Origin of the sequence: Sorangium sp. So ce302, assembly GCF_051530145.1 — a bacterium.
GTDB classification, from domain to species: domain Bacteria; phylum Myxococcota_A; class Polyangia; order Polyangiales; family Polyangiaceae; genus Sorangium; species Sorangium cellulosum_B.
Genome location: NZ_CP150326.1, coordinates 4,647,001 through 4,673,307 on the forward strand (window position 1 = coordinate 4,647,001; position 26,307 = coordinate 4,673,307).

Annotated in this window: 15 protein-coding genes; 8 read left to right on the forward strand and 7 right to left on the reverse strand. The window is 73.2% G+C overall.

Annotated features, from left to right (window positions below; translation table 11 throughout):
* The first annotated feature begins 47 nt into the window (after positions 1 to 47).
* Positions 48 to 1,142 carry a PEGA domain-containing protein gene (locus WME73_RS17620; protein WP_437916424.1) on the forward strand — a complete coding sequence of 365 codons (1,095 nt, stop codon included), beginning with the start codon at positions 48 to 50 and terminating at the stop codon, positions 1,140 to 1,142.
* Positions 1,143 to 1,172: 30 nt separating this feature from the next.
* On the opposite strand, the gene WME73_RS17625 is transcribed toward WME73_RS17620, so the two are convergent.
* The 5 genes from WME73_RS17625 to WME73_RS17645 all read right to left on the reverse strand — a co-directional run bounded on the left by WME73_RS17625 (position 1,173) and on the right by WME73_RS17645 (position 10,330).
* Entirely contained in the window at positions 1,173 to 2,354 is a 1,182-nt protein-coding gene (locus WME73_RS17625; protein WP_437916425.1) for a hypothetical protein, read from the reverse strand.
* Positions 2,355 to 2,475: 121 nt separating this feature from the next.
* Positions 2,476 to 3,213, reverse strand: a complete 738-nt coding sequence (locus WME73_RS17630) for an OmpH family outer membrane protein (protein ID WP_437916426.1) — start codon at positions 3,211 to 3,213, stop codon at positions 2,476 to 2,478.
* Positions 3,214 to 3,246: 33 nt separating this feature from the next.
* Complete coding sequence (locus tag WME73_RS17635; protein WP_437916427.1) at positions 3,247 to 7,374, reverse strand: serine/threonine-protein kinase; 4,128 nt, start codon at positions 7,372 to 7,374, stop codon at positions 3,247 to 3,249.
* Between the two features lie 234 nt (positions 7,375 to 7,608).
* Positions 7,609 to 8,616: a hypothetical protein gene (locus tag WME73_RS17640; RefSeq protein WP_437746612.1), complete on the reverse strand. Its 1,008-nt coding sequence runs from the start codon at positions 8,614 to 8,616 to the stop codon at positions 7,609 to 7,611.
* Between the two features lie 409 nt (positions 8,617 to 9,025).
* Complete coding sequence (locus WME73_RS17645; protein ID WP_437916428.1) at positions 9,026 to 10,330, reverse strand: PP2C family protein-serine/threonine phosphatase; 1,305 nt, start codon at positions 10,328 to 10,330, stop codon at positions 9,026 to 9,028.
* Positions 10,331 to 10,824: 494 nt separating this feature from the next.
* Here WME73_RS17645 and WME73_RS17650 point away from each other — a divergent pair, with 494 nt between their 5' ends.
* The 3 genes from WME73_RS17650 (at position 10,825) to mutS (ending at position 18,314) form a co-directional block, all read left to right on the forward strand.
* On the forward strand, positions 10,825 to 12,549 hold the full coding sequence (locus tag WME73_RS17650; protein WP_437916429.1) for a hypothetical protein: 1,725 nt from the start codon (positions 10,825 to 10,827) through the stop codon (positions 12,547 to 12,549).
* Positions 12,546 to 15,449, forward strand: a complete 2,904-nt coding sequence (locus WME73_RS17655; RefSeq protein ID WP_437916430.1) for a hypothetical protein — start codon at positions 12,546 to 12,548, stop codon at positions 15,447 to 15,449. Before WME73_RS17650 ends, WME73_RS17655 begins: the two co-directional genes overlap by 4 nt.
* A 117-nt stretch (positions 15,450 to 15,566) precedes the next feature.
* The gene (gene mutS, locus WME73_RS17660; protein ID WP_437916431.1) at positions 15,567 to 18,314 is read left to right on the forward strand and encodes a DNA mismatch repair protein MutS; all 2,748 of its coding nucleotides are present in this window, start codon (positions 15,567 to 15,569) and stop codon (positions 18,312 to 18,314) included.
* 10 nt (positions 18,315 to 18,324) lie between these two features.
* Here the strand turns inward: mutS and WME73_RS17665 are convergent, their stop codons facing one another.
* Together WME73_RS17665 and WME73_RS17670 are read right to left on the reverse strand one after the other, a co-directional pair.
* Positions 18,325 to 20,376: an IgGFc-binding protein gene (locus WME73_RS17665; protein WP_437916432.1), complete on the reverse strand. Its 2,052-nt coding sequence runs from the start codon at positions 20,374 to 20,376 to the stop codon at positions 18,325 to 18,327.
* Positions 20,376 to 22,478, reverse strand: a complete 2,103-nt coding sequence (locus WME73_RS17670; protein ID WP_437916433.1) for an IPT/TIG domain-containing protein — start codon at positions 22,476 to 22,478, stop codon at positions 20,376 to 20,378. Before WME73_RS17670 ends, WME73_RS17665 begins: the two co-directional genes overlap by 1 nt.
* Positions 22,479 to 23,001: 523 nt before the next feature.
* Here WME73_RS17670 and rpsB point away from each other — a divergent pair.
* The 4 genes from rpsB (at position 23,002) to WME73_RS17690 (ending at position 26,296) form a co-directional block, all read left to right on the forward strand.
* A complete protein-coding gene (gene rpsB, locus WME73_RS17675) occupies positions 23,002 to 23,838 on the forward strand; it encodes a 30S ribosomal protein S2 (protein ID WP_437719550.1) in 837 nt (278 codons plus the stop codon).
* A gap of 271 nt (positions 23,839 to 24,109) precedes the next feature.
* Positions 24,110 to 25,060, forward strand: a complete 951-nt coding sequence (gene tsf / locus WME73_RS17680; protein WP_437746619.1) for a translation elongation factor Ts — start codon at positions 24,110 to 24,112, stop codon at positions 25,058 to 25,060.
* A gap of 9 nt (positions 25,061 to 25,069) precedes the next feature.
* Positions 25,070 to 26,014, forward strand: a complete 945-nt coding sequence (locus WME73_RS17685; protein WP_437746620.1) for a polysaccharide deacetylase family protein — start codon at positions 25,070 to 25,072, stop codon at positions 26,012 to 26,014.
* Between the two features lie 6 nt (positions 26,015 to 26,020).
* A complete protein-coding gene (locus WME73_RS17690) occupies positions 26,021 to 26,296 on the forward strand; it encodes a hypothetical protein (RefSeq protein ID WP_437916434.1) in 276 nt (91 codons plus the stop codon).
* Positions 26,297 to 26,307 lie beyond the last annotated feature (11 nt).

The following is a 26,307-nucleotide window of genomic DNA, read 5'->3' on the forward strand; positions in this document are numbered from 1 at the left end:
GCCGAGCCGAGCGCGAAGAGGGGCGCGGTGCCCGCCAGGGGGGATGCATGGAGCGACGCGGACTTCGGAGGATCAGCTGGCGGCGGGTCATCTCGGCCTCCGCGCTCGGCGCCGCGCTGATCGCGCCGCCCTCGGCGCGGGCACAGTCCAAGGAGGAGCTCGCGGAGGCGCGGGCGCTCTTCCAGGAGGGGGTCGCGCTCAGCGCGGCGAACCACTGCGCCGCGGCGCTCGCGAAGTTCCATGCGGTCGCGAGCGTGCGGCGGACGCCGCAGGTGCTGTTCAACATCGCGGAGTGCGAGGCGCGGCTCGGCAAGCTCGTCTCGGCGCTCGGCAACTACCGCATCGCCGCGGCCGCGGCCGACGGGGACCCCCGGGCGAACGACGTCAGCGCGAACGTCGGCGCGCGGATCGAGGACCTCGAGGCGCGCATCCCGAGGCTCGCGATCCGCCGGGGCGCGGGGGCGCTCACCGCCACGATCCTGCTCGACGGCGCCGCGCTCGGCGCTTCGGAGATCAGCGCCGACATCCCGGTTGATCCAGGGCCCCACGTGGTCTCGGCCTGGGTCGGCGATCGCGAGGCGGCGCGGGAGACCGTCACGCTCGCGGAGCGGGACGCGAAGACGGTGGAGATCGCGATCGCCGAGCCGTCGGCGGCGCCGCGGTCGGCGAGCGCGTCGCCGGGACGCGCGCCCGCGGAGGTGCCGCCGAGGGCCGCGCTGGCGCGCCTGCCGGCGACGCGTCCGTCGAAGGTGCCGGGCCTCGCCGTGCTCGGCGCCGGGATCGCGAGCGGCGCCGTGGGTGGGGTCTTCCTCGGCCTCCGCGCCGGCACGCTGAGCGATCTCGACGCGCTGTGCGGCGGCGACAGGAGTTGCCCTCCTTCCGCCAGGCCCGTCGCCGATCGAGGCCGGCTCTACACGGGCGTCGCCGAGGCGGCGATCGGGCTCGGTGCCGTCGGCGTCGCCGCGGGGATCACGCTGCTCGTGATGAGCGGCAGCGCGGCCGTGGCCGAGCCGGACGCGAGCGCCCGCGCAGCCGCTGCCGCGGCCGGGCGGCGCGCCCGCGCGGGCGTCCGCCGCGCGGAGGTCCTTCCGCAGGCGCCTGGCGCCGACCTCGCGGGCCTCAGCGTCACCGGCAGCTTCTGAGGCGGGGCGCCCTCCGGGCCGGCGGGCGCATCAGGTGCGGCAGCAGAACGTCCGCGGGCTCGCGCCGCGGGCCTCTCCGCTGGGCGTGCCGCCGCTCGGCCGGCACGCGCCGCCGGTGGGCGCGCCGAGCGACGTCACCTTGCGGCCCACGACGGAAGGGTTGTCCTCGAGGTCCACGCAGCTGCCCGCAGGCAGCTCCGTCACCTGCGTCGCGCAGGTGTGCAGCTGCACGTCGGAGTAGAGGGCGACGGTCGTCGGGCACGTCCCGCCCGACGGCGCGCCGCACGCGCAGTCGTCGTCGCAGCCGCGGCTGTCCTCGATGTCGGTGAAGAAGACGCGCCGCTCCGTGTAGGGGCCCGGCGGGCAGGCGGCGTCGCCGTCCCTGGCGATGCAGAGGCCGCCCTCGAACGGCGCGGCCGGCTTCGGCGCGCAGACCTGGCCGAGGTTGCAGCCCCGGCCGAGCGGCTCGGCCGCGGCGCACGCGCGGCCGAGGCGTGTCCACCGCGGGTCCGGCCTCTGCACCTGCACGGCGCTCGGCGCGCACTCGCCGCCGGAGGCCGCGAGCGGGCTCACGCTGACCGACACGGCGCACGGTGCGCCGGTGGTCGCCGAGCACTCCGCGTTGCTGCTCGGCCCGCAGGTCAGCCTGTCGCTGAAGACTCCGTCGGGGCCCCTGCACACCTGGGCCGCCCAGCCGGGCGTCGCGAGCGGGAAGAGGCAGTGCGGCTCCGACCCGCAAGGCGCGTCCGCGACGGTGATCGTGATCCCGTCCACCGGGTCGCAGGCTTGCCCCTCCGCGGGACCGCACGAGCACGTGCAGCTCGCCGGCGGCGCGGACAGGCTTCGGTTTCCGACGAACGGCGGCCCCGCAGCGAACTCGGTTGGGCAGCCCGGGTCCATCGCGGGCTCACCGTCGAACAGCGCGAAGTAGCCGCTCCAGCCCTCCGGCACGGCCGCCGTGCACACGAAATCGCCGCACGCGGGATCGGCGCAGTCGATCTGGCCGTCGCCGTCGTCGTCGGCGCCGTTCGCGCAGTCCTCCGCCCCGTCCCCGCTGGAGCTGCTGATGGCCCCGGTGCCGCCGGAAGGCTCGGGCTCATCGAAGGTGTACTCGGGGTACAGGCAGGCGGCGGGAGCGGCCAGGGCGCCTGCGGCGCCGAGCCCGATGCAGGCCGTGAGGCGCGCTCCCCGGCCGACGAGAAAAGAGCCCACCGAACCACCTCCGTGCCAGGTGGCCGCGCAGCGCCCGTTCGCGCTCCGTGCCCCCGCCCAGAGGATATCGCGCCGCGCGGCGTGAGCCACGAGCGCCCCGCGAGTGACGTACGCTGCGCGGCTACTTCTTGGCGGGCGCGGCCGGCTTCGCCGGGGCGGCGGGCGGCGCGCCCTTGGCCGGGGGCGCGCCCTTCGCGGGCGGCGCCTCGCCGGCCTGCCCGCTGTTGTACATCTGGATCGCGCGATCGGTGAGCTCGAGATCGGCGCGGTAGTAGGGAACGGCCGACTTGTCGAGGATGAGGTCGTAACCCTCCTGCGCCGCGAGGCGCCGGAGGAGGCCGAGCACCTTCTGCAGCATCGGCGTCGTGAGCTCGCTCTCCTTGCGCTGCATCTCGCGCTGGGCGTCGAGCGTCGTTGCCTGGAACTCGGCGGCCTGGCGCTGCCAGGTCTCGAACCTGCGCTGGAGGACGTCCTTCGGCGTCTTGCCCGCCTGGGCCTCCTTGTCGAGCTTGTCCCGCTCGTCGTCGAGCGCGCGGCGCTTCGTGTCGAGCTCCACCTGGCGGCTGTCGAACAGCTTCTTGAGCGTCGCCTGGACGCGGAGCCCTTCCTCGGTCTCCAGCATGGCGCGGCGCACGTCGACGACGGCGATCTTCGACTGCGCGGACGCGGGCGCGGGCGACAGCAGCGCCGCGCTGCCGAGCGCCGCGGCCGCGAGCAGCGGCAGGACGCGCGCCGTGAGCCACCGGCCCGAGGTCGGGCGGGCTGCCAGCGCAGCACCCTGGCTCACGCCGGCCGGACGCGCAGGGGTGGAGAACGTGGAACAGCGCGCGACGAGCCGCTCAGGAGCGTTGTTTCGCATCGCGGATGGCCTTAGCTACCCGGCCACCCAACGTCAAGAACGTGGCGCGCCCTTCTCGTGCGCTGCCGCCGCCGCGCCCTCCGGGTGCGCGTCGTTGCTCTGCGCAGGGCTCGCGCTGCGGTGCGCTGCCGGATCGTTGTTGCTCGGCGCCTCGGCGCGCTCCTTCCGTCCCAAGGCGCCGGCGGTCTTCGCGACCTTGCTCCGTGACGGCGCCCCGGCGGCCCGCTGGGCGGACGGGTCCGCCGCGTGCGGCGGCCGCGACGTCGAGGGCAGCGACCGGCCGAGGCGCTCTCGAGCGAGGGCGATCAGACGCCCGACGTCGTCGTTCCCCCGAAGGAACGCGTCGCGCTGGCGGGGATCCCGCAGGGCCTCGACGCGCGCGGCCAGGGCGGAGAACGCGGCGTCGAGCGCGGCGTTCGCCTCGCGCTCGTCCCCGATCGCGAGGAGGGCCTCGACGAGCGTGACGCGGATCGCGTCGCTCCACTCCTCGATGGGCCCACCCGCGAGGTGGCGCGACGCCTCGCGCGCCGCGTCGACCGCGGCCCTGAGCTCGCGGCGCGCCAGCTGGACGCGCGCCATCGCGAAGCTCGCCGTCGCCTGCAGCGCGGCCGCGTGGTGCGCCGCCTCCTCGCAGAGCCAGCGCGCGACGGCGTGGGCGGTCGCGTGGTCGCCGGGGGCGCCGCGCCAGACGAGGAAGAGCGCCTCGTACAGCCGGCCGGCGAACCTGAGGCGGGAGATCTGGCACGCGTCGGCGATCCCGCTCGCCTGGCGCTCGAGCGCGACGCCCTCCTCGATGTTGCCGAGCCGCGCGTACGACATCCCGAGGTTGTGGAGCGCGAACCCCTCGATCGCCCGGAGCTTCCGGCTCCGCGCGTCGAGCAGCGCGCGCTCGAGCAGCGCCTGCGCCTCCTCGAACAGGCCGAGCTGGTTCAGCGCCGAGCCGGTGTTCAGGCGGGCCCTTGCCGCGATGACGGCGTCGCCGGCCCCGTCGGCGTCCGCGACGAGCGACGCGCCCAGAGAGGCCGCGGCGGCCAGATCGCCGGCGTGCATCAGCGCGGCCAGGTGGGCCTCCCGGGCGTGGAGGAGCGCGTCGGTCGAGCCGCTCCCGCGCGCGGCCTCCATCGCCGCGTGCGCGGCGCGGAGCGCCTCGGCGGGCCGGCCCAGCGCCGCCAGGGCGCGGACGCGCGACGCGAGGAGCTTCGCGCGGATCGACGGCGAGAGCGCCGCCGCGAACTGCGGAGAGAGCGCGGACGCGGCGCGCGCGTCGCCCTCGGCGCCCTGGCCCGCCTCGATCATGCAGGTCACCGCGACGACCTGCGCCTCGCCCCACAGATCCGAGCCGGGCAGCGCGAGGCGCGACGCCTGCTCCGCGGCGTCGAGCGCCTCGTCGAGGCGGCCGAGGAGCTCGAGGAGCTCCGCCCGGCGGACCAGGAGCGCGGCGCGCGTGGTCCCCTCGGCCCCGCAGGCGAGGCCGCGCGTCGCGAGCTCGAGCGCCTCGTCGAGCTCCGCGCCGCTCGCCGCCGGGTCCCGCGTCGCGCGCGCGTAGAGCAGCGCCGCCCGCGCCTTGTCGCCGCCCGCCTCGGCGTGGCGCGCGATCAGCCCCGGATCGACGCCCGCGGACTCGAGCCAGGCGGCCGCGGCGAGGTGGAGCGCGGCGCGGTCTTCCTCGAGGATCGACGCGTACGCCGCGTCGCGCACGACCGCCTGCCGGAACGTCCACTGCACCTGCCCCGGGACCCGCGGCTCCAGCTGGCGCGCGATCATCTCGCCCGCCTCCAGCTCGGCGAGCTCCGCGCCCACGGCGCGCTCGAGCAGCGCCGCGACGCCCGCCGTCCAGAAGACCTGGCCGAAGACGGACGCGGCGCGCAGCGCCCCGCGCACCCCGCTCGACATGCGGTCGACGCGGGCCTGCACCAGGGCCTGCACGCTGAGCGGCACGCCGTCGCGCCCCTCCGCGGCGGACCGGATGAGCTCCTCCAGGAAGAGGCCGTAGCCGCAGGCGCGCTGGACGATGGCGCCGCGCGTGGCCGGGTCGGCCTGCGGGAGGGCGCTCGCCGCGAGCCGATCCGCGGCCTCTGGGGACAGCGGCGGGAGCGTCACGCGGGTCACGTCGCGGTGCTCCCACAGCGACGGGAACCGGGCGGAGAGCTCGGGCCGCGCGAAGGCGAAGACCCCGAAGCGGAGATCGGCGCAGCCGAGCAGCCAGTCGACGAGCTCGACCGTGGTGCTGTCGGCCCAGTGCATGTCCTCGATGACCAGGATCTGCGGCGTGGTCTCGGACTTCGAGCGGAAGAACGCCTCCACCGCCATCCGCGTGCGCGATTCCATGAGCTGCGGGCTCTCGCGGGCCGCGCGCAGCGGCTCGTTGCCCTCGTCGGGGAAGGGCACGCCGGCGAGCTCCCCGATGAAGCCGGCGAGGAAGCGGAGCGGGCGGGCCAGGCGCATCGCCACGTGGGCGCTCACCTTCTGCACCTGGTCCTCGAGGCGCTCGCCGTCGCGGATGCCCATGAGCGCGCGCAGGGCGCGGCCCAGCGTCGTGAGGCCAGCGCCCTGGCTCATCGCGTCGCCGCGGCAGAGCAGGATGATCGGCGCGTGCGGCGCCGTCTCGAGGTGCTGGATCAGCTCGGCGCGGACGCGGCTCTTGCCGATGCCGGCGGGGCCCGTCACGAGCGCCGCGCGCGGCGCGCCGTCATCGGCGATCGCGCTGAAGATGCCCTGGAGCCTTGCGAGCTCGTGCTCGCGCCCGAGGATCGCCGTGGAAAGCCCGGCGAGCTTGCGCGCGTCGAAGCCGGCGGCGTCCTCGTGGACGAGCACGCCGCCGCGCGCGTCCTCCTGGACCACGAACCGCCCCTCCAGCGCCGCGATCGCGTGGGCGTCGATCCGGACCGCGCCGGGCGCCGCGTACTCCAGCTGCTGCGCAGCGCGATCGAGCGCCTCGCCGGCGAGGCTCGCCCTGCCGCGGACGGCGTGCCCGACCGCGACCGAGGCCCGCGCGCCCGGCGTCGATCGGGCCACGGTCAGCGCCGCCCGCGCGGCGCGCGCCGCCTCGTCGCCCCGCGAGCGCTCCACCCCGAGCGCCGCGGCGAGCCTCCCGTCGGGGAGCGGCTCGAACCGCGGGTCGTCGCCGAGGACCTCGCGGAGCGCGGCGTCCACCGCGGGGCGGAGCGGGCCGGCGCCCAGCTCGAAGAGCGCGCAGGCGACCACGCGCCGCTCGCTGTTGGCGAGCCGCACCTGCGGCCGCTCGTCGCCCGGCCCGCCGGGCCTCGGCATCATCTCCTGCGCGGCCGCGCGCCGGACGATCGAGGCGGACCTGTCGGTCGCGGGGGGATCGTTGCTCAGCTCCCCGACCCGCGCGAGCGCGCGCGCCAGCTCGCCGCCGTTCTCGTACCGCTGCTCGCGATCGCGGGCGATGGCGCGCGCGAGCACCTCGTCGAGGGCCTCGGGCACGTCGAAGCGGATCTGCTGCGAGCGCGGGGGGTCCTCGACAACGAGGCGGCTGAGCAGCGCGATCGCGTTCTCGGTCTCGAACACGTTCCTGCCCGTGACCAGGCGGAACAGGACGGCGCCCAGCGAGTACACGTCGGCCCGCGCGTCGACCGCCTCGCCGCGCGCCTGCTCGGGCGCCATGAAATGCGGGGTGCCGATGATCGTGCCGCGCTCGGTGGGGCAGTCGTCCGGGACCGCGAGCTTCACGACGCCGAAGTCGATCAGCTTGATCGCGGTGCCCTTGCCGCGGACGAGGAAGATGTTGGAGAGCTTGAGGTCGCGGTGCACGACGCCGCGGGCGTGGATGGCGGCCATCGCGGCGGCGCTGCGCCGGACGACCTCCACCGAGTCGCGCAGGCCGAGCGGAGCGCGCCGCTGGCGCTGCCCTAGATCCTCGCCGTCCAGCCACTCCATCGCGAAGAAGAGGCGCCCGTCGAGCCAGGTGCCGTGCGCGACGTACTGAACGATGTTGGGGTGCCGCAGATCGGCGAGGATCGAGATCTCGCGCGCGAAGCGGGCGCGCTCCTGGTGCGACGCGGCGGCGCGCAGGATCTTGAGCGCGACCGGGGCGCCGGTGGTCTGATCCGTGCCCTTGAAAATATCACCCATGCCGCCGCTTCGGCTGCGGGCTTCGATCATGAAGCGGTCGGTCGGGTCGGTGAACTCCGGGAGCACCGTCCGGATAGGCTACGCGAACCTCGCGTCTTCATGCCAGCGAGAAGGCGCTCTGCGCGGCGCGCAGCGCCGGCGGGCGACCTGGACCGAAGCCCGAATCGCGCGCCATCGTCGTGCTGCTCCGCAGCGTAGCGCCGCCACGAGCGGCGCGATGGGGGCACGGCGCTCGAAAATTCCAGCCAGCCGCCGCGCCGTCCGCACCATCCTCCTGCCCGCGCGGGGGCCTCCGTGCGCTCAGAACCCCGCGAGTAGCCCGGCGCCGAGGGAAGCGCTCGGACGCGGAGATCTCAGCGCGCCGGCGAGCGGGTGGTCGACGAGCCCGAGCGCGGCGAGGACCTCGGCGTGGGTATAGAACGAGAGCGTGTCGTTGAGCGCGAGCTCGATCCCGCCGCGGAGCCCGAGCGCCATGAACAGCAGGGACACGTCGGTGGCGGGGGCGGCCCGATCGCCGACCTGCGCGACGCCCATCTCGACGAGAGCGCATGTGACGAGCAGGTCGACCGTGTGAAGGCACGGAGCGAAGGCGCCGCTCGTGTGCGTGCGCGGGTACGGCGATCGCGCTTTCGTGCTCCCGCCGGGGCTCGGGGCGTACGGACTCGACACCTCGCCGTGTTCGAGCGCGCTCGGCTTCGAGACGACGAACGTGCCCCGGCTCTCCAGCGAGAAGGAGAGGCTCTGTGACCAGCGAACCCTGACGAGCAAGGAGGCGCCGCCGAACAGCCCCTCGGGCACCCCGAGCCCCGCTATGGCGCCGATGCCGACCCGCGCCGAGCTCCACGGCTCGCCGGGCCTGCTCGCGGGCTCCGGGCGCGCCGGCGCGATCTCCGGGCGAGGCGGCGCGGCGGGCGCTCGCTTGTCGCTCGCGAACGGCGTCAGCGTGAAGGAGATCGCGACCGCGACGGTATGGGTGAGCTGCTCGCAGGCGCCGTCTCCGTGCGAGAGGTCAAAGCCTCGGCCGGAGACCCGCCCGTCGGCGTTCCGGTAGGTCGTCGTCGCGACGACGTGGGCGCCGTGAGGCCTGATCGCGACGTCGACCTCCTCGGTCGCGTCCTCGCGGAAAGGGTCGTACCCGACGCGCAGCCGGATCCGCTCGCGCAGCGCGCGCTCTCCAGGGCACGAGGCCGCTTGCGCATCCTCGCTGTAGCGCAGCCGCAGCGCGCGGCGTGCCGGCTCCGCCGCGCGCGATGGCGCGCTGAGCAGCAGAGAGGCGAAGACGATCATGCAGAGAAAGGAGCGTGCCATATCCCCGGTCAGCGGCTCCGCTGGACGAGCCATCCGTGGCCGCCATGAAGCGCTCTCGAGGCAAAGCACGTCAAGAGCTCACGTCGTCTCTCTTCGCGATCCCGGCTGGCGTCAATTGACGTGATAATCGAAGCTCGTGAATGGTAATGGCCGCGAAATCACGATTGCGCGAGAGCGGGATCCGGATCCGTGACGAGCGTGACCACTCGTCCGTATGCACGCAGGCAGCTGACCGGCGCGGAGCATGAGAATCCGTCGGGGTTCGTGGCAATGCAGACACGTTGTCTGCAATGGCCTGCGCGCGGCGGGCATGCTCCACCGGCCGCGCGGACCTCTCGGTCAGCGCCGTGCGCGATCGATCTCGTTGGAGGGGGAGGGAGGGGGCGAGGGGGAAGGGGACGGCGAGCGGTCAACCAGCGCTGACGCCGGCGCTGGCGCCAGCGCGCGAGGCGAGCCGCGCGAGGTCCTTGGGATCGCTGACGCGGACGAGGATGACGGTGATGTTGTCCCGCCCGCCGCCCGCGTTCGCCTTCTCGATGAGCGCCTGCGACGCCTTCTCGGGATCGGGCTCGGCGAGCAGGATGTCGCGGATCGCCTCGTGGGTCACCATCTTCGACAGGCCGTCGGAGCAGAGGAGGTAGACGTCTCCGGGGTGGGGCCGGGCGATGATCAGATCGACCTTGACTGCGGGGGAGATTCCGATCGCCCGGCTCAGGTGGTTCGCCATCGGCCCGGTGATCCCCGCGGCGCCCATCGTGTGATCGGTGGTGAGCTGCGTCAGCTCGTTGTCGCGCAGGCGATAACAGCGGCTGTCGCCCACGTGGCCGATGTAGAGGCGCTGCTTGTTGGGCGAGAACCGCGCGCTGACGAGGGTCGTGCCCATGCCCGTGAGGCTCCGCTCGGCGTGGGCCCGCTCGTAGATCGCCTGGTTCGCTTGCTGGATCGCGACCGCGAGCTCGCTGCCGCGACGAGGGACGTCGGGGTAGGGGCTCTCCGCGTCGCTGTCCACGAACGACTGATCCTTGAACGCGTGCGCGATCGTGTCGACCGCGAGGCGGCTGGCGACGTCGCCGCCCGCGTGGCCGCCCATGCCGTCCGCCACGGCGAACAGGTAGTGCTCGTCCAGGCAGAGGTAGCAGTCCTCGTTCTTCTTGCGCTTCTGACCGGGATCGGTCTGGCCGACGGCGCTGATGAGCAGGAGCGGCGACGAGCTGGTCGGCTCGTCGACGGCGGCCTCGTCGTCGTAGATGATGGGGACGGCGGACGGCTCCTCGCGCTCGTGCCCGTCATCATCGTCATCGTCGTCGTCGTCGTCGCCGCCGTACGACGGGACGCTCGCGCGTTTGATCGTGCTCTGCAGCACCTCCGGCGGCGCCAGCGTGATCAGCGTGAGGTCGTCGTCATCGTCGTCGAACGCGTCGTCGTCGGAGCGCGATGGGCCGTTCGAACGCTTCCAGTCGGCGCTCGAGACCCGCTCGGTGCGGCCGTGACCTCCTGCGGTCTTCGCGTGGGCGCTCTCGCTCGCGGGCGTCCCGCCCCGCAGCCCTGCTGCGCCTGGCCTCGTCGTTGAATCTTCGAGATCTCCCTCCCCCTCGTCGAGGGCTTGGGCTCCTGGGCCCCCCTGCGTCGGCGTCGTCGCCGCGCGAGGACGGGCCCGGTCGCCGTTGTTTGAGCGAAAATACCAATAGATCAGCCCAAGAAGGGCGATTCCCATGACAAGGGCGGCTGCGAGATCGGCCATGTCCCGGCGACCAACGTAGCAAAGGCGCGCCGCGTCTCCGAGATCAACGTGCAGGGGGACGGAAGACGGCGATCGATCCTGGTCGACCTTGACCCGCGGAGCTCACACTGCAGGGGCGCACCTTGGGCACCACCCGGCGCAGGGAGCGCCACCTTACCCCGCCGCAGGGCTCGCCACCCCGTGACGGGCGACCGCTGCAGAGCGCCTCGCCTAGAGCAGCGCGCCTCGCCAGGAAGAGGCTGCGCCTGGCGGGCCGTGCGCGCTCACCCGGGGCAGGCCGTGCGGACGTTGCTGCGCTGCGGCAGGTGCGCGCGAGAAACGAGGGCCTTCACAGCGGCGGCCGCCGCTCGCTCGCTCGCCAGGAGGCCCGCTGCGAGCCGCGCGCCCGGCGTGCGTCCGCCGCAAACGAACCCACCGAGCGGAGCGGGTTGCCAGTGCTGCTGGTGCTGACTAGTCTCCGCGCCCGCATGAAGCTCGCCCACACACTTCTCCAGACACCTCGCATCGTTGGCGTGGGCCTCGCGGTCTCGATCGTGGGCGGGCTCGGGGTCGTGGGCTGCTTCGTCGAGGGCGAGGGTCTCCCGCCGCCGGTCGAGGGGTTCTATTACCCGACGGGCCTGGCGGCGTCTCCCGGGGGACGGGTCCTCTACGTCGCGAACTCGGACTTCGATCTCCAGTACAACGGCGGCACGGTCCAGGCGCTGGATCTCCAGCGGCTGCGCAAGCGGGCGCTCACGCTCCAGTCGGAGCTCGCTCCCGGCGGGCAGGACGCCAGCGTGCGCGGTGCGTGCAATAACGTGGGGCTGGCGACAAACGCTGCGCCGTCGCTCTACCCGGGGCCGTGCGGGCCGCTCGATATCTCCGCCCTCGAGGGCGATGACGAGGTCGTCCGGAGCTCGGCCGTGATCGGCGCGTTCGCGTCCAACCTCCTCCTCGTGCACAGGCCGCTCAGCGGCGAGGGCGCCGACCCCGGCGCGGAGCGGCAGGCGCGCCTGTTCGTGCCCGTGCGCGGCGACCCCTCGGTGACCTTCTTCGACGTCGCCGACGATCGGTCCGACGACGCCGGCGCGCAGCGCTGCGAGGGCGACGCCTGCTTCCAGCTGGACTGCGGCGCGAGCGCGGCGGGCGGGCGCTGCAGCAGAGATCACCGCATCGGGGAGGACCCGGGCCAGGAGCTCATCCGGCGCAAGCTGCCGCTGGAGCCGTTCGGGATCGCCGCCGGCCCGGGCGGGACGAGCATCGTCGTGTCGCACCAGACCGAGAACGCCGCGAGCGTCATCGTGAACCGCTGGGAAGCGAACGAGCGGCCGCAGCTCGCGCACGTCCTCACGGATCTCGCCTTCGGGCCGACGGAGCTCGCGGCCGTGCCGCGCCCGAGCGTGCTCGGGGCGCTGCAGCAGAGCGGGTGGGCGATCGACGACCAGCCCCCGTTCGCGGTCACGTACCTCGCGGCGCCGGAGCTCGGCCTGCTCCGCTATCAGGACGCCGCTTCAGGCGGGGCGCCGCGCCTGAACGAGTCGACCCCGACGCCGATCACCGCGCTCGCGAGCGGCACCGACTCCCGCGGGATCGCGTTCGACGCGAGCGAGCGGCAGGCGTGCGAGGACGGCTGCGCGGATGACGCAGACGTGGTCGAGTGCCTCGAGCGGTGCGTGGAGATCCCGATCGCGGTGTACGTGGCGCATCGCGGCCCGAACTCGCTGCTCATCGGCGAGCTGACGACGACGCTGGTCAAGAAGGACTCGGACGTCCCCGCGGCGAAGCGGGCCTCGGTGTTCGACACGATCGCGTTCCACGACGCCGCCGTGCTCGGGGCCTACCCGTCTCGTATCGAGATCGGCGAGGTGATCGACCTGGAAGGCGTGCCTCGCCGCAGGGTCTTCGCGCTCGCGTTCGACACGGGGCTCGCGTTCTCCTACGACCCGGAAGCGCGCCGCCTCGACCCCCCCATCAAGACCGGGCGTGGACCGCAGGCGCTCGCGTTCGACACGGGTTCCACGTGCGGCGACGAGAAGGAGCGCTGCGAATGCGAGCAGGGCAGCGCCGGCTGCGAACCCTATTCCCTCATGTACATCGCGCATTTCACCGACTCCTACCTCGGCGTTGTCAACCTCGACATGCGCAAGACGAACACGTTCGGAACGATGATCCTCACGGTGGGCACGCCCGTCCCGCCCCGGGAGTCCCAATGAAGCTGCGCGCCGCGCTCCTCGCCTCCACCTCCGCCCTGGCGCTCGCCGGGTGCGCCGCGGAGGCCACGCCGGTCCCCGTCGAGGCCCTGGCGCAGTCCGGCCGCAGCGCCTTCGTCTGCCTCGCCATCGACCGGCCGGATCCCGACAAGCCGGGCGTGATGCGCTCGCTGCCGATCACGGACTGCTCGTACGGCACCGTCGAGTCGTCCACCGACTACGAGGTCGACGCCAAGGACGGGGGCAGGGCCACGCTCCCGCACCTCTACGGCCTCGTCACGCAGACTACGCACGGCGAGGTCGCGCTCGTCGACCTGACGACCGAGTCCTCGCTGATCGTCGATCGGGACACGGGCACGCCCGCCCCGAGCTTCCTCCCGGTCGGCGCGCAGCCGGTCGACATCGTCGCGACGCCGGGGGGGACGGCGTCGTTCGTCGCCGTCGCCGAGCCGGGGCGCGCGGGGATCTACGCGCTTCCGTCGGCGAAGGTGCTGCCGCGCGAAGGCTGCCCGGTCCCGTCGCTCAGCTCCTGGCCGGCCTGCTCGCTCCCCTCGGCGCCGGGCGAGATGGTGCTCCTCGCCGACCCGCCGGATACCAACGGCAACGTGCGGAGCTCGTGTGACGCCGGCCCCCCCCCGTACGACGTCGAGCCGACCAAGCCTGGCGACCCTGGCGCGTTCGTGGACGATGTCTGCGCCACCTCGAACGGGAGCCTCGCCATGGAGGGCGGCGGCCGGCAGAAGCTCCTCGTGACCCTGCCCGATCTTGGCGGCTTCGTCGTGATCGACGCGCAGAAGCTCCTCGAGCACGAGGACTACAAGGACGGCGGCTTCAAGGCGTGCGAGGTGGAGCGGTGGGTCCCTCTCCAGGTCTCGCTCCCGCCGGCCGTGCCGCCCGACGAGCCGCCGCCCGAGGAGGCGTCGCCCGGCGAGGTGTCGTGCTCTCAGCCGGCGGTCGCGGCCAGCCCGGAGCAAGCCTTCGACAAGGCCCGGCCCGCGGGGCTCGCGCTCTCCGGCGACCGGCTGTTCATCGCCGATCTCGACGCGCCGGTGATCCACGTCGTCGACCTCCCGACACCCTGCGAGCCGCGCGAGCTGCCCTCGCTGCTGCCCGCGTCGACGCTCGACCCAGGGCGCGTCGTCACGACGAGGCGCCTCGCGGTGAGCCAGGCGTCGCCCCCCGAGTTCAACCGCTACCTCTACGCGGTCGACGCCGGCGACGGCAGCGTGATGGTCTTCGACGTCAGCGACGACGCGTCCGGCCGGTCGCCGCTCTCCCGCGAGAATCCGGACTGGAACCCGTTCCAGCCGCCCGACCGCATCCGCCTGCCGGCGCCTGTCCGCGATCTCGCGATCGTGCAGCGCGAGGTCCCGAGGAGCCTCCCGGCGACGGGCGTGGTGCCGAGGGGGATCCGGTGCAGCCCCCTCCCGGAGCTCAGGACGTGCGACAGCAGCGTCACGTCGTGCGACCTCGAGACGCTGTACCGCACGTCGACCGATCGCGACTCCGGCGCCGGCCCGCTGAAGCTCCGGGGCACGTTCGCGTACATGGCGCTCACGAACGGGCAGGTCGCGATCGTCGACATCGACGACCTCGACGCGGCCTGCCGCGGACCCGAGCGCCAGAGCGTCCGCGCGGGCTGCGACGCGGACGCTTCGCCGAGCAGCCCGCTGCTCGAGACGAGCGGCGAGGCGTCCTGCAACGTCGTCCTCCCGCACGCTGTCCGCTCGGAGACCTACATCGTGGCGAGCGACGGCTCCGGCCAGCTCGAGCCAGGCGTGCAGGGCCTGCCGATCCTCTACGATCGCAGCGGCGCGGTCGTGCCGCTCTCCGGGGAGAGCCCGAAGATGCGCGCCACGTTCCCGTCCGAGGGGGCCGCGCCTGACCTCGCGCTCGCGGTGGGGGTGCAGCGCGAGGTGATCGCGTCGAGCGACAGCGCTGAAAGCGAGCTCGACGAGCGGGGGCTCGTGCTTAGGTCCGGCGGGCCGCAGCACGCGCTGACGATGAACCTCGAGGACCCGCGGGTGCACATCGCCAACGAGACGTGGAACGTGACGTACGAGGGGGTGCTCACGTCGATCACCCGGGCCTCCGTGGCCTTCGACGAGAACCTCCACCTGAGGGGCACCGACGCCCGCTTTTGCCGCCGCGGCGTGCAGAGCCTGACCAGCGTGAAGGCGCAGCTGAAGGCCGCGGGCGTCCCGGAGGACGAGGACGGGACCCGCGCCGGGCAGCTCGCCGACTTCGCGCAGATCACGTCCGAGCTTCCGGACGAAGATGCGACCTACTGGAAGAGCGTCGACCCGGCCGTCTGCTCGTTCGACACCTGCAACGCGAAGTACGGCAGCGTCATCACGTCGCGCCCGGCGCTCCGCATCGTCGAGGCCTACGAGGACCACCTCGAGCTCGAGCCCAGGAATGAGGTCGAGTTCGCGGCGTGCTGCTTCGCCGGCTCGGTGCAGCTCGGCATCCGCGCCGGAGGCCAGTGGGTCGTCCGGAGCAACGGCGCCGGCTTCCTGCACCACGTGATCGCCGATCCTGCGGGCGGCTATTGCCGCAACTCGTGCGACACGCGCCTCTCGCGGTTCAACGGGCGCGTCGTCCATACGCCGCGCGACGGGCGCGTCACCGACGGTGATGTGGGGGCGTTCATCAACCCGATGTTCCGGTTCGCGGTCACGGGCGGCGTGCCCGAGCAGGACATGCAGTTCCGCTTCACCACCCAGGGGGCGTTCACGCCGCTCGCCCTGGACCTCGCGGACATCAGCAACACGCCGGAGCTCCAGCCGCAGTCCATCCAGCTCGTTCCGGCCACGGGCCAGCTCGCCGTCACCGACGGCTCGGTCCAGGGTCTGTTCCTGCTGAGCTCACGCGACGTCGCCGTGACGCGCCGGTACCGCTGAGCCACCTGCCGGCCCCGCGGCATTGCGGTTTCGGCGCCGATATTTCCACGAAAACAGCGGAACAAACGCGCGAATCCCGCGTAGACCTCACCGGCGGTCGAGACTAAGACGCCGGCGATGCAGCCGTCCGAGCAGCCTGCGGCCAGGAAGAAGCTGACCCCGGTGATGCGCCAGTACGAGGATGCGAAGGCGCTCCACCCCGACGCCATCCTCTTCTTCCGGATGGGCGACTTCTACGAGATGTTCAACGACGACGCGGTCCTCGTGTCGCGCGCGCTGAACCTGACGCTCACGAGCCGCAACAAGGGCGAGCCCGACGAATCCCCGATGGCCGGCGTCCCGCACCACGCGGCGCACGGGTACATCGCGCGGCTGCTCGCGCTCGGCCACAAGGTGGCGATCTGCGAGCAGTGCGGGGATCCGTCGAAGATCAAGGGGCTCGTGCCGCGGCAGGTCGTGCGCGTCGTCACGCCGGGGCTCGTCACCGAGACCGAGCAGCTCGACGCGCGCGCCAACCACTACCTGGCGGCGGTCGACGGCGGCGGCGTGCCCCGCGGCGACGCCCTCGGAGCGGGGGGGCCCTACGGCCTCTCGCTGCTGGATCTCTCCACCGGCGAGCTCTCGGCCACCTCGGTCCCGGACGCCGCGACGCTGCTCGCGGAGCTCGCCCGGGCGGATCCGCGCGAGGCGCTCATCGCCCGGGACCTCCCGGACGTCCGCGCGGCGGCGGCCTCGCTCGCCTGCCGCGCGGCGCTGCGCGACGACGAGGAGCTCGACAGCGCGCAGGTCGCGTCGATCCTCGACGACGCTGCGATCGAGCCGATCTCGGCGGCGGCCCTGGCCGAGCACCCGCTCCCGGCGGTGCGCGCCGCGGCCCGGGCGCTGCGCTTCGCGCGCCGCTGCAGCCCCGGCGCGCGCATCCCGGTGCGCCGCATCGCCCCGCACGACACCTCGGGCACGCTGCGCATCGACGAGACGGCCCAGGCGCACCTGGAGCTCGTGCGCGCCGCGGACGGCGGCCGCCGCGGCACCCTGCTCGACGTCATCGACTGCACGGTCACCCCGGGCGGCGCCCGGCTCCTGCGCCGCCGCCTGCTCTCGCCGCTCGCCGACCTGGCCGGCATCCGCCGGCGCCTCGACGAGGTGGAGCTCTTCGTCTCGCACCCGCGCGCCCGCGGCGAGCTGCGGCAAGCGCTCGGCGGCGTCGGCGACCTCGAGCGCCTCAGCGTCCGCGCGCTCCTCGGCGAGGCCACGCCGCGCGACCTCGGCCTCCTGCGCGACGGCCTCACGGCGGCCCCGGCGGCGATCGCCGCGGTCCGGTCGATCCCCGACCTCGGCAAGGCGGCGGCGCGGAGCGACGACGGCGCCGCTGCGCGGGGCGAGGAGGGCGCTGCGGCCGGATCGAGCTCCGAGCCGCTCCTCGCCGAGGCGGCGGCGCTGGATGTCGTCGCCGACGTGTGCGCCGAGCTCACCGCCGCGTTGATCGAGCGGCCGCCCCCGAACACGCGCGAGGGCGGCATCTTCCGTGAGGGGTACGACAAGGAGCTCGACGACGCGCGCGGCGTGGAGAAGAACGCGACGGAGCTCATCCTCGCGCTCGAGGCGAAGCTGCGCACGCAGACGGGCGCGCCCTCGCTCCGGGTCAAGTACACGCGCGTCTTCGGCTGGTACATCGAGGTGACGCGCGCGCACATCGCCAAGGTCCCGGCGACCTTCCGCCGCAAGCAGACCGTCGCGACCGGCGAGCGCTACACGAGCGACGAGCTCGACGAGCTCGCCGACAAGATCGAGCACGCCGGGGCGCGCGCGCTGGAGCGGGAGACCGCGCTCTTCGATCGGCTGCGGGCCCTCGTCGCGAAGAGCGAGGGCCGCCTCCGCGCGCTCGCGCGCAAGCTCGCGGCGTGGGACGTCGCCGCCGCCCTCGCCGACGTCGCCCACCGCAACGACTACGTGAGGCCGCACGTCACGGCGGGCGAGGCGCTCGCGATCCGCGACGGCCGCCACCCGGTGGTCGAGCGCTACGCGGCCGCGGGGCACTTCGTGCCGAACGATACGCGCCTCGATCTCTCGGGCGAGCGGCTCTGGCTGATCACGGGCCCCAACATGGCGGGCAAATCGACGCTCATGCGCCAGGTGGCGCTGATCGTGGTCCTCGCGCAGATGGGCAGCTACGTCCCGGCGCGCGAGGCGGAGATCGGCCTCGTCGATCGGATCCTCTCGCGGGTGGGCGCGAGCGACAACGTCGCGCGCGGCGAGAGCACGTTCATGGTGGAGATGCGGGAGACCGCCGAGATCCTCCGCGACGCGACGCGGAGATCGCTGGTGATCCTCGACGAGATCGGCCGCGGCACGAGCACGTACGACGGCCTCGCGATCGCGTGGGCCGTGGCGGAGCACCTGTTCGACGCGATCGGCTGCCGCGCCCTGTTCGCGACGCACTACCACGAGCTGACGGAGCTCTCCGCGCGCGCGCCGGGCATCGCGAACTACTCGGTCGCCGCGCGCGAGCACGGCGACGACGTCATCTTCCTCCACAAGCTCGAGGCGGGCCCCGCGAGCCGCAGCTACGGCGTGGCGGTCGCGCGGCTCGCGGGTGTCCCCGAGGGGGTGCTCGCGCGCGCCCGCGCGATCCTCGCGACGCTGGAGTCGGGCGCCGCGCTGCCGGGCGGCAAGCACGCCTCCCTCCGCGGCCGCACGCGCGGCGGCGCCGCGCAGCTCGACCTGTTCGCCCCCGCGCAGGCCGCGGTGCCGCCGGAGCAGTCGGCCGTCATCGAGACCCTGCGCGCCGTGGACGTCGATCGGCTCGCGCCGCTCGACGCGCTGCGGCTCGTGGCCAAGCTGAAGGGGCTCCTCGGCGGCGGCTGACCGCGGCGGCTCAGTCCGGCGGCGCGATCTCGCGGAGCTCGGTGCCGCCCGCGTACCCGTAGCTCACGAACGAGTCGAACCCCGTCACGAGCAGCCCAACGGGCGCGGAGGCCGTGAGCCAGTGCACGCCGTCGCGCTGCATCCCGGGCAGCACGTTGTCCGGCGCCTGCCGCGCCGGATCGATCGCCGCGAAGCTCAGCTGGCAGCGGTAGACGACGAACGACGGCGCGCCGTCCCCGCGCTGCTCCTCCGTGAGCCCGTCCGCAGGCGCGATCTCGCACTCGTCCGGCCCGAGCGTCGCGTCGTCGAGCCGCACGACGGCCGACCGCGGCGCGACCACGGAGATGAAGTCGAACGCGTACTTGTCCGGCGTCAGGAACACGTAGTCCGGCCGGAACTGCTCGATGGGCGGCAGGATGATGAGGCTCGGGTCTCCGCCTGGCAGCCCTTGCTTGACCCCCGTCGCGTTCTGGCTGGCCATGATCTGCGACACGATGACCGGCTCGGAGCTCTCGATCATGAAGTCGCCCCACGCCGTCACCTCGCGGAAGTCGCCCAGCGCCGACAGCGTGATCCGATCGTCCGGCGGCGGCAGGGTCGTCTCGATCACGGCGCCCTTGCCGCTGGCCGCCACGATCCTGACGTACTCCGGCTCGGGCACGGCCTCGATCCGCGCGCCGGCCTCCTTGACGGTCAGCGACCGGCTCGGCGTGTGCGGCACCGCGAACCGCTTGCCGGCGGTCCGGGTCGGATCGAGCTGATCCTCCAGGTGGTCGGCGCAGCAGCGGCGATCCGCGAGCACGTCGAAGTGCGGCGCGTCCGAGGCCTCGCTTCCGGTGAAGACCGCGATCGGCTGATCGGCCTTCACGATCGATCCGGTGAAGTCCGCGTTGAACCCGCCGCTCTCCAGGTTGAGCACGTCGAACGCGCCGAGCTTGACCTCGATCGACCCGCCCTCCGGCGTCTCCGGGACGGGCCCGCCCCCGACGACCCTCGCCGTCGTCGTCACCTGCACGGTCGTCCCTTCGCGCGTCCCGACGATGGTCAGGAACGCCCGAAGGTCGATCGGGTTCTGCGGATCGAAGTTCGTGTCCGGATCGTCCGTGACCGCGATGGTCTGCGGCCACCCTGTGACGACGTACGCCGTCGCCATCGCGCCCGGGCTGTACGTCAGCGCCTCGCGCGGCTTCAGCAGCGAGGCGTCGTTGGAGAACACGTTGGCGTTCTCCAGCGGGTTGAACTGGTAGGCGACGATGGGGAACTTCGACTTGATCTTGAACGCGTGCCGCGTGAGCGCCGTGTGCGTGCCCGTGTTGTACTCGCCCTCCGGGCTGCCATCGACCTCGCGCGGCCCGAGCTTGAACACCTGGAGATAAAGCGGCGCGATGAGCGCGCTCGCGATCTCCACCGGGGCGGGCTCGTCGCCCGGCGCGCCGTCGTCCTGGAAGATGTGGATCTCGTTCGGCACGTCCGGCTGCGGGTTCGAGACCACCACCGCGAACTGCTGCGCCGCCGCGTTTCCGGTCGCGTCGATCCGCGCGTTGTCCAGATCGACCGCCCAGTACTCGCACCCCACGTTGCTCCGCTCGAGCTCCGCGACGGCGCAGAGCTGCTGGCAGCTCCCGCTCCGGCACGCCTCGCCGGCCTCCGTGTCGCACGTGTCGATCACGCGGCCGAAGCTGCCGTCCGCGTCGCAGACGACGACGTCCTGCTCGCGGCACGAGCGCGCAGCGGGCACGCATGGCCGGCAGCCGAGCTCGGGCGACGCGCACACGCGCCCTTGAGCGGCGCAGTCGTCGAGCGTCACCCAGGCCAGCCCTGCGCCGGTCTCCTCGCAGCGCGCGAGCTCCGCCCCGCAGCGCACGTCGCCGGCCGTGCAGAGCGGCGGCTCCTCCGGCCGCTCACCCCACCGCGTGCCGCTGTCGAAGCAGCTCGGCGCGAGCCCGAGCCCCGCGGCGACGGCGACGAGGGCGGCTGCAGCGTGCCGCGATCGGGCGCGGCGTCCTGGCTTCCGTGCGCGCGTCGGCCTGCGCGCTCGCGTCGGGTGGGGCGGGGCGCTCATCACAGGTGCGCGTTGAAGCTGTCGAGGGAGTAGGCCGCCATCCCTGCCGGCTTGAGCTGCCGGTAGACGAGCTTGCCGTAATCGAAGCCGTCGATCCGCGCCCCGTACACCCCGATCGTGAGCGGCCCCGGCGGCAGCGCGCCGTGCTCGAGCCCGAGCTGCCGGAGGTCCGGCACCTCGACGGCGTGCGACCCTGCCGGCACGGCCACCGTCCACCGGATGAGGCCGTTTCCGCTCGCGATGTCGTAGACGCTGAGATCGACGGGCGCGCCCGCGCCGAACGAGGTCGCGAGGTGGGACCCATCCCAGGCGCTGTTCTGCGCGGGCGCCTCGAGCGTCGGCACCCCCACGAAGTCGCCGATGCGCACGGGCTCGCTCGTGCTGGTCGAGAGGACCCGCCCGACGACGGACAGCGGCGCGAGCCCGGCCTGGCCGGTCACCGCGCGCGCGGACGAGTGGTAGCTCGCGCCGAGCAGGTCGCGGGCGAGCGGCGGCACGCCCACGAACGTCAGCCCCCCGTCGAACGGAATCAGCGGGCTCTGTGCGCCGATCGGGAGCGTCGCGAACCCGTCGTTGCCGATCATCAGCGACACGTTCGCCTGGATCCGATCCGGCCCCTTCGGCCCCTTCGCCGGCGCGCTGACGTCCATCGAGAGGGCGTGGTCGAGCGGCTGATTGATCCGCACGAACACCTCCCTCGTCCACTCGTTCGGGAGCACGGGGATCCCGCGGACCACGCCCATGGCGTATGCGGTGAACCGCGGCGGGGTCGTCGAGCGATCCTCGAGGCCCGCCAGCGCGTAGATCGTGCGGTTGCCGGGCGCGACGTACATCGTGAACCCGTGCCCGAGCTCGCCCGACGTCTCCGGCGTGAGCGCCTGGAACTCGGACGGCAGCCTGAAGGTCGCGAGAGGATCGGCGCCCGTCGTGAACAGGTACGCCGCCTTTCGCTCGGTCTCGCGGCGCGGGCTCGGGATGTTGCCCCACGCGACGCTCCCGGGGTCCAGCGACGTGTCCCAGACGAGCTCGCCCTCGATCGCCCCCGCGCTGCCGACCTTACCGCCGACCGGCGGGGGCGGATCGCCGGACGCGCCGCACGCGGGGGTGAGCACCGGATCCAGGTAGACGGTCACCGTGTCGACCGGCACGTCGACGAACGAGATCGGGCTATGGCACGTCGCGGCCACGGTGACGGTGCGCGGCGAATCGAGCGACGCGTCCTCGATCACCGCGACGCCGGACGCGTCGACCTCGATCGGGGAGGTCGTGTCGGTGCCGACGACGACGCTCGCTCCCGGGATCGGATCACCCGTGAAGTTGTTGTAGACGAGCACCTTCAGCCGTCCGGCGAGCGGCGCGCCGCTGAGCCCGCCCTTGTAGCCGTTCTCGCTGTCCTCGTAGGTGTAGCCGTCCAGCACGAGGATCCTCTCTCCGCCGGTCGTCACCGAGATCGTCTTCGCGCCCGGCGTGCCCTGGGGCACCGTGCACAGGAGCCGCGTCGGCTCCTGGACGGCGAGCGACGTGCACGGCTTCTGATCGATCTTCGCGACCGTCGTCTCGTTCCAGCGCGTGCCCTGGCCGACGAGCTCGATGGTCGTCCCGCCGGAGATCGGCCCGCTCGACGGGGACGCATAGAGCGCGTCGTACACGTAGCCGCCCGGCAGCGTTCGTCGGGTCGACGTGTCATCGCCGTTCTGCACGGCGAGCTCCACCGGGCCCGCCGCGCCCGGCGGCGCCGCCACCTGGACCCGGCTGGGATCGATGGGCACGATCGCGGACGGATCGACCTCGACGTCGCCGAACCAGACGCGGACCTGGGAGCTGAAGCCGTTGCCGTGGAGCAGGACGCGCTGGCCTCCGTTGAACGGCCCGTGCGTCGGGTCCGCGCCGAGCAGCGCGTGCGGATCGCCGCCGGGCATCCCTGCGCCGGCGGACGATGACGTCGACGTTGTCTGCGGGTCCACGCCGAAATCGCCGCCATCGCCGTCGGTTTGCCGGCGGATGCCCTCCGGCGCCGAGGCGATGCAGGCAGAGACGATCGCGAGCCCTGCGCAGACCGAAGCGAAGCGTGCGGTAAGAAAGCCTCGTGATGCGGTTCGCACGAGGCGAGTGTACGCCATCGCGGATGCCGGGCCACGGCGCGCCAGGAGCGTGGCCCGGCGTTCCCGTGCTCCGCGCCGCGTGGTCCCATCGGCGCAGCTGACGCAACGAAGACAACTGCGCGGGTAACTGCGCGGGTAACTGCGCGGGTAACTGCGCGTAACTGCGCGGATGGCTGCGCGGACAACCGCGCGGAGACACACGCAAACACACGGAAATTGTGCACGCCGAGGTGGCGGCTTCATCGCTTGACAAGCGAGGCGCCTCGGGGTAGCAAACCGCCCCCCTTCTTGCGGTCTCGTGACGAGGGGGACAGCGGAGGCCGAATCCTCGCCTTCGCTGCCGCAGAACCGAATCCACACGCTCTCCTGGCACCCACGGCATTCCGCGGCCCGGTGCCCCAGCAGCACGGACGCTCCTGTCCGCGCATGGGGTTGGTCGCGGGAGGGGGAGCGGCGGACCAACCGAAAGGGCACTGCCGTGACCGATACCAGCTTCTCCGCATCCGTCCCCGCGGCCGACACCATGCAGGCCGCCGCCCCCCAGCCGGGGGATTTCCCGCTTCCGCTCCGCTCGCTGCTCGACGCGGGCGTGCACTTCGGCCACCAGACGAAGCGCTGGAACCCGAAGATGCGGCCGTTCATCTACGGCGCGCGCAACGGCATCCACATCATCGATCTCGATCAGACGACGCGGCTCTTCAAGCGGGCGTACGACTTCCTGACCGACGCCGTCGGCCGCGGGGGCCACGTGCTGTTCGTCGGCACGAAGCGCCAGGCGCAGGACATCGTGCAGGAGGAGGCCCGCCGGTCGGGCATGTACTTCGTCACGAACCGCTGGCTCGGCGGCACCCTGACGAACTTCCGGACGATCAAGCAGGGCCTCGATCGCCTGCGCACCCTCGAGCGCATGAAGGAGGACGGCACCTACGAGCAGCTGCTCAAGAAGGAGGTCGTCCGCCTCGAGAAGGAGCGCGAGCGGCTCGAGAAATACCTGGGCGGCCTCAAGGGGATGGGCGGCCTCCCGGCCGCGATCTTCGTGATCGATCCGCACCAGGAGTCGATCGCGATCAGCGAGGCGCGCAAGCTGAACGTCCCGGTCGTGGCCATCACGGACACGAACTGCGACCCGGATCTCGTCGACTTCGTCATCCCTGGCAACGACGACGCCATCCGCTCGATCCGGCTGATCACCGCCCGCGTCGCGGACGCGTGCGTCGAGGGCGCGCAGCGCCGCAAGGATCACGGCGAGGGCGGGCAGCAGGCGGCGGGCGGCGGTCGAGGCCAGCGCGACGAGATCAACGTCTACCAGGGCGGCCGCGGCGGCCGCGGCGGCGGTCCGCGCCAGCAGCAGGCGTCGTAGCGCGGCGCGAGCCGCAACGGAGCGGCCCAGCGCTCGGGCGGCGCGGTGACGACGACGTCGCCGCTCGACTGGGCGGTGTGGCAGCCGCGCGAGAGCAGAGAGGGCGCAGGGACAGAAATGAAAATTTCACGCCTCTGCGCCTTCTGTGCCTCTGCGGTTCGACCCGCCCTCGCTCGGGCCGTTCGTGCAACAGCAGTCGGACGTGTGGTGAACGGGGGCCGCTCGGAGCGGCCTCTTCCTATCTAGGTTCCAGGTTGAAGGAGAAAGAGCCATGGCCGGCATCAATGCGCAGGCGATCAAGGAGCTTCGTGAGCGTACCCAGGCGGGGATGAGCGACTGCAAGAGCGCCCTCACGGAGGCCGAGGGCGACATGGAGAAGGCGGTCGAGATCATCCTGAAGAAGGGTCTCGCGAAGAGCGCCAAGCGGGCCGGCGCGTCCGCCACCGAGGGCGAGGTCCGCGCGGTGGTCGCGGCCGACCGGCGGAGCGCGACGATGGTCGAGGTCAACATCCAGACCGACTTCGCCGCCCGCAACGACGCGTTCCGGCAGTTCGTCGGCGACGTGCTCGCGGCGGTCGAGAAGGCGCCCGACGGCGCGGACGCGGCTCAGCTCTCGATCGGCGGCAAGTCGATCGCCGACACGGCCACCGAGCTGACCGCGCGCATCGGCGAGAAGGTCGCGGTGCGCCGGTGGGATCGGGTGTCGATCCCGGCGGGCAAGCACGGCGTCGCGCACGCGTACGTGCACCTCGGCGGCAAGATCGGCGTGCTCGTGGCGGTCGAGGCGTCGAGCCAGGCGGTGGCGGAGCACCCTGCGGTGCAAAAGTTCGTCGACGAGACGGCGATGCAGGCCGCCGCGATGAGCCCGCTCGTCCTCCGTCGCGACGAGGTCACGGCGGAGCTGAAGGCCAAGCAGCAGGAGATCTTCGAGGGGCAGCTGCGCGAGGATCCGAAGCCGAAGCCGGAGGCGGCGTGGCCGAAGATCATCGAGGGCAAGTTCAACAAGTGGTACTCGGAGGTCGCGCTGCTCGAGCAGGAGTCGGTGGAGGCCGCGTCGCGCGGCGAGGCCGGCCAGACGATCGAGAAGCTCCTCCAGGCGGCGTCGAAGGCGGCCGGCGGCGAGCTCAAGCTCACGCGCTTCGTGCGGTATGAGCGCGGCGAGGGCATCGCCAAGAAAGAGGACGACTTCGCCGCCGAGGTGGCGAAGATGGCCGCGAGCTGACGCGGTCCGATGCGGGGGCGCCTCGCCGCCGTCTCGATCGACCTCGACGAGGTCCCGAACTACTTCGCCATCCACGGGCTCGCCGTCCCGGATCGCTCCGGGGCGGCGGCCGCGCTGAGCGCCGTCTATGACACGGCGCTCCCGCGCATCGCTGATTTCGCTGCTTCCCACGGCATCCCCGTCACGCTGTTCGCGATAGGCCGCGACCTCGCGCGCCCCGAGAGCGCCGTGGCCTTGCGCGCGCTGAGCGACGCTGGCCACGCGGTCGAAAACCACTCGTACGGGCACCGCTACGACCTCTCGCGGCTCCCGCGCGCCGCGATCGCGCGGGAGGTCCTGCTGGGCGCCGAGGCCATCGCGGAGGCGGTCGGCCGGCGTCCGACGGGCTTCCGTGCGCCGGGGTACACCGTGAGCGACGCGCTGTTCGACGCGCTCGACGCCGTGGGGGTCGCGTTCGACTCCTCGGTGTTCCCATGCCCGCCGTACTACGCCGCGAAGGCGCTCGCGATGGGCGTGCAGCGGGTGAAGGGCAGGGGGTCGTCGGCGATCCTGGACACCCCGCGTGTGCTCGCGGCGCCCCGCGGGCCGTACCGGCCCGGGCGGCCGTGGTACCGCCGTGGCGGCCGGCGCTTCGTCGAGCTGCCGATCCAGGTGACGCCGGGGTTGCGGCTGCCGGTCATCGGGACGAGCGTCGCGCTCGCGGGTGCGGCGGGCGTGCGGCTCCTGGCGCGCGCGTGCGCCGGGGAGGCGCTCGTCAACCTGGAGCTGCACGGGATGGACTTCCTCGACCGGAGCGACGGCCTCGAGGCGCTGGCGCCGTACCAGCCGGAGCTCCGGGTCGCGCTGGGCAGGCGGCTCGAGGCGTTGGGGGCGTTCGTGGAGGAGCTTGCGCGGAGGGGAGCGAGCTTCGTGCGGCTGGACGAGGCGAGCAGGGAGCGCGGGCTCATCGCGTGACCCGGGGTGTCGACTTTGGGGGTCGAGCTCCTCGGGACCATGCTCGATCCGGAAGACGATCGATCCCTCGCGACCGAGCGCGACCTGACCCGCCAGGCCGAGGCGCTCCTCGGCGACACGGCGGAGGACTGCATGAGCCGCGCGCTCGCGGCGGCGGCGCGCCGCGTGCTCGCGCGGCGCCTCGCCACCGATCAAGCGCTGCCCTTGGCGCGGAGCGCCCGCGGGCCCGGGCCGTCGCGACGTGATCCTGCCCAGCGCAGTTGCCAGCTTTCCTTGCGTTGACGCCCTCCCGT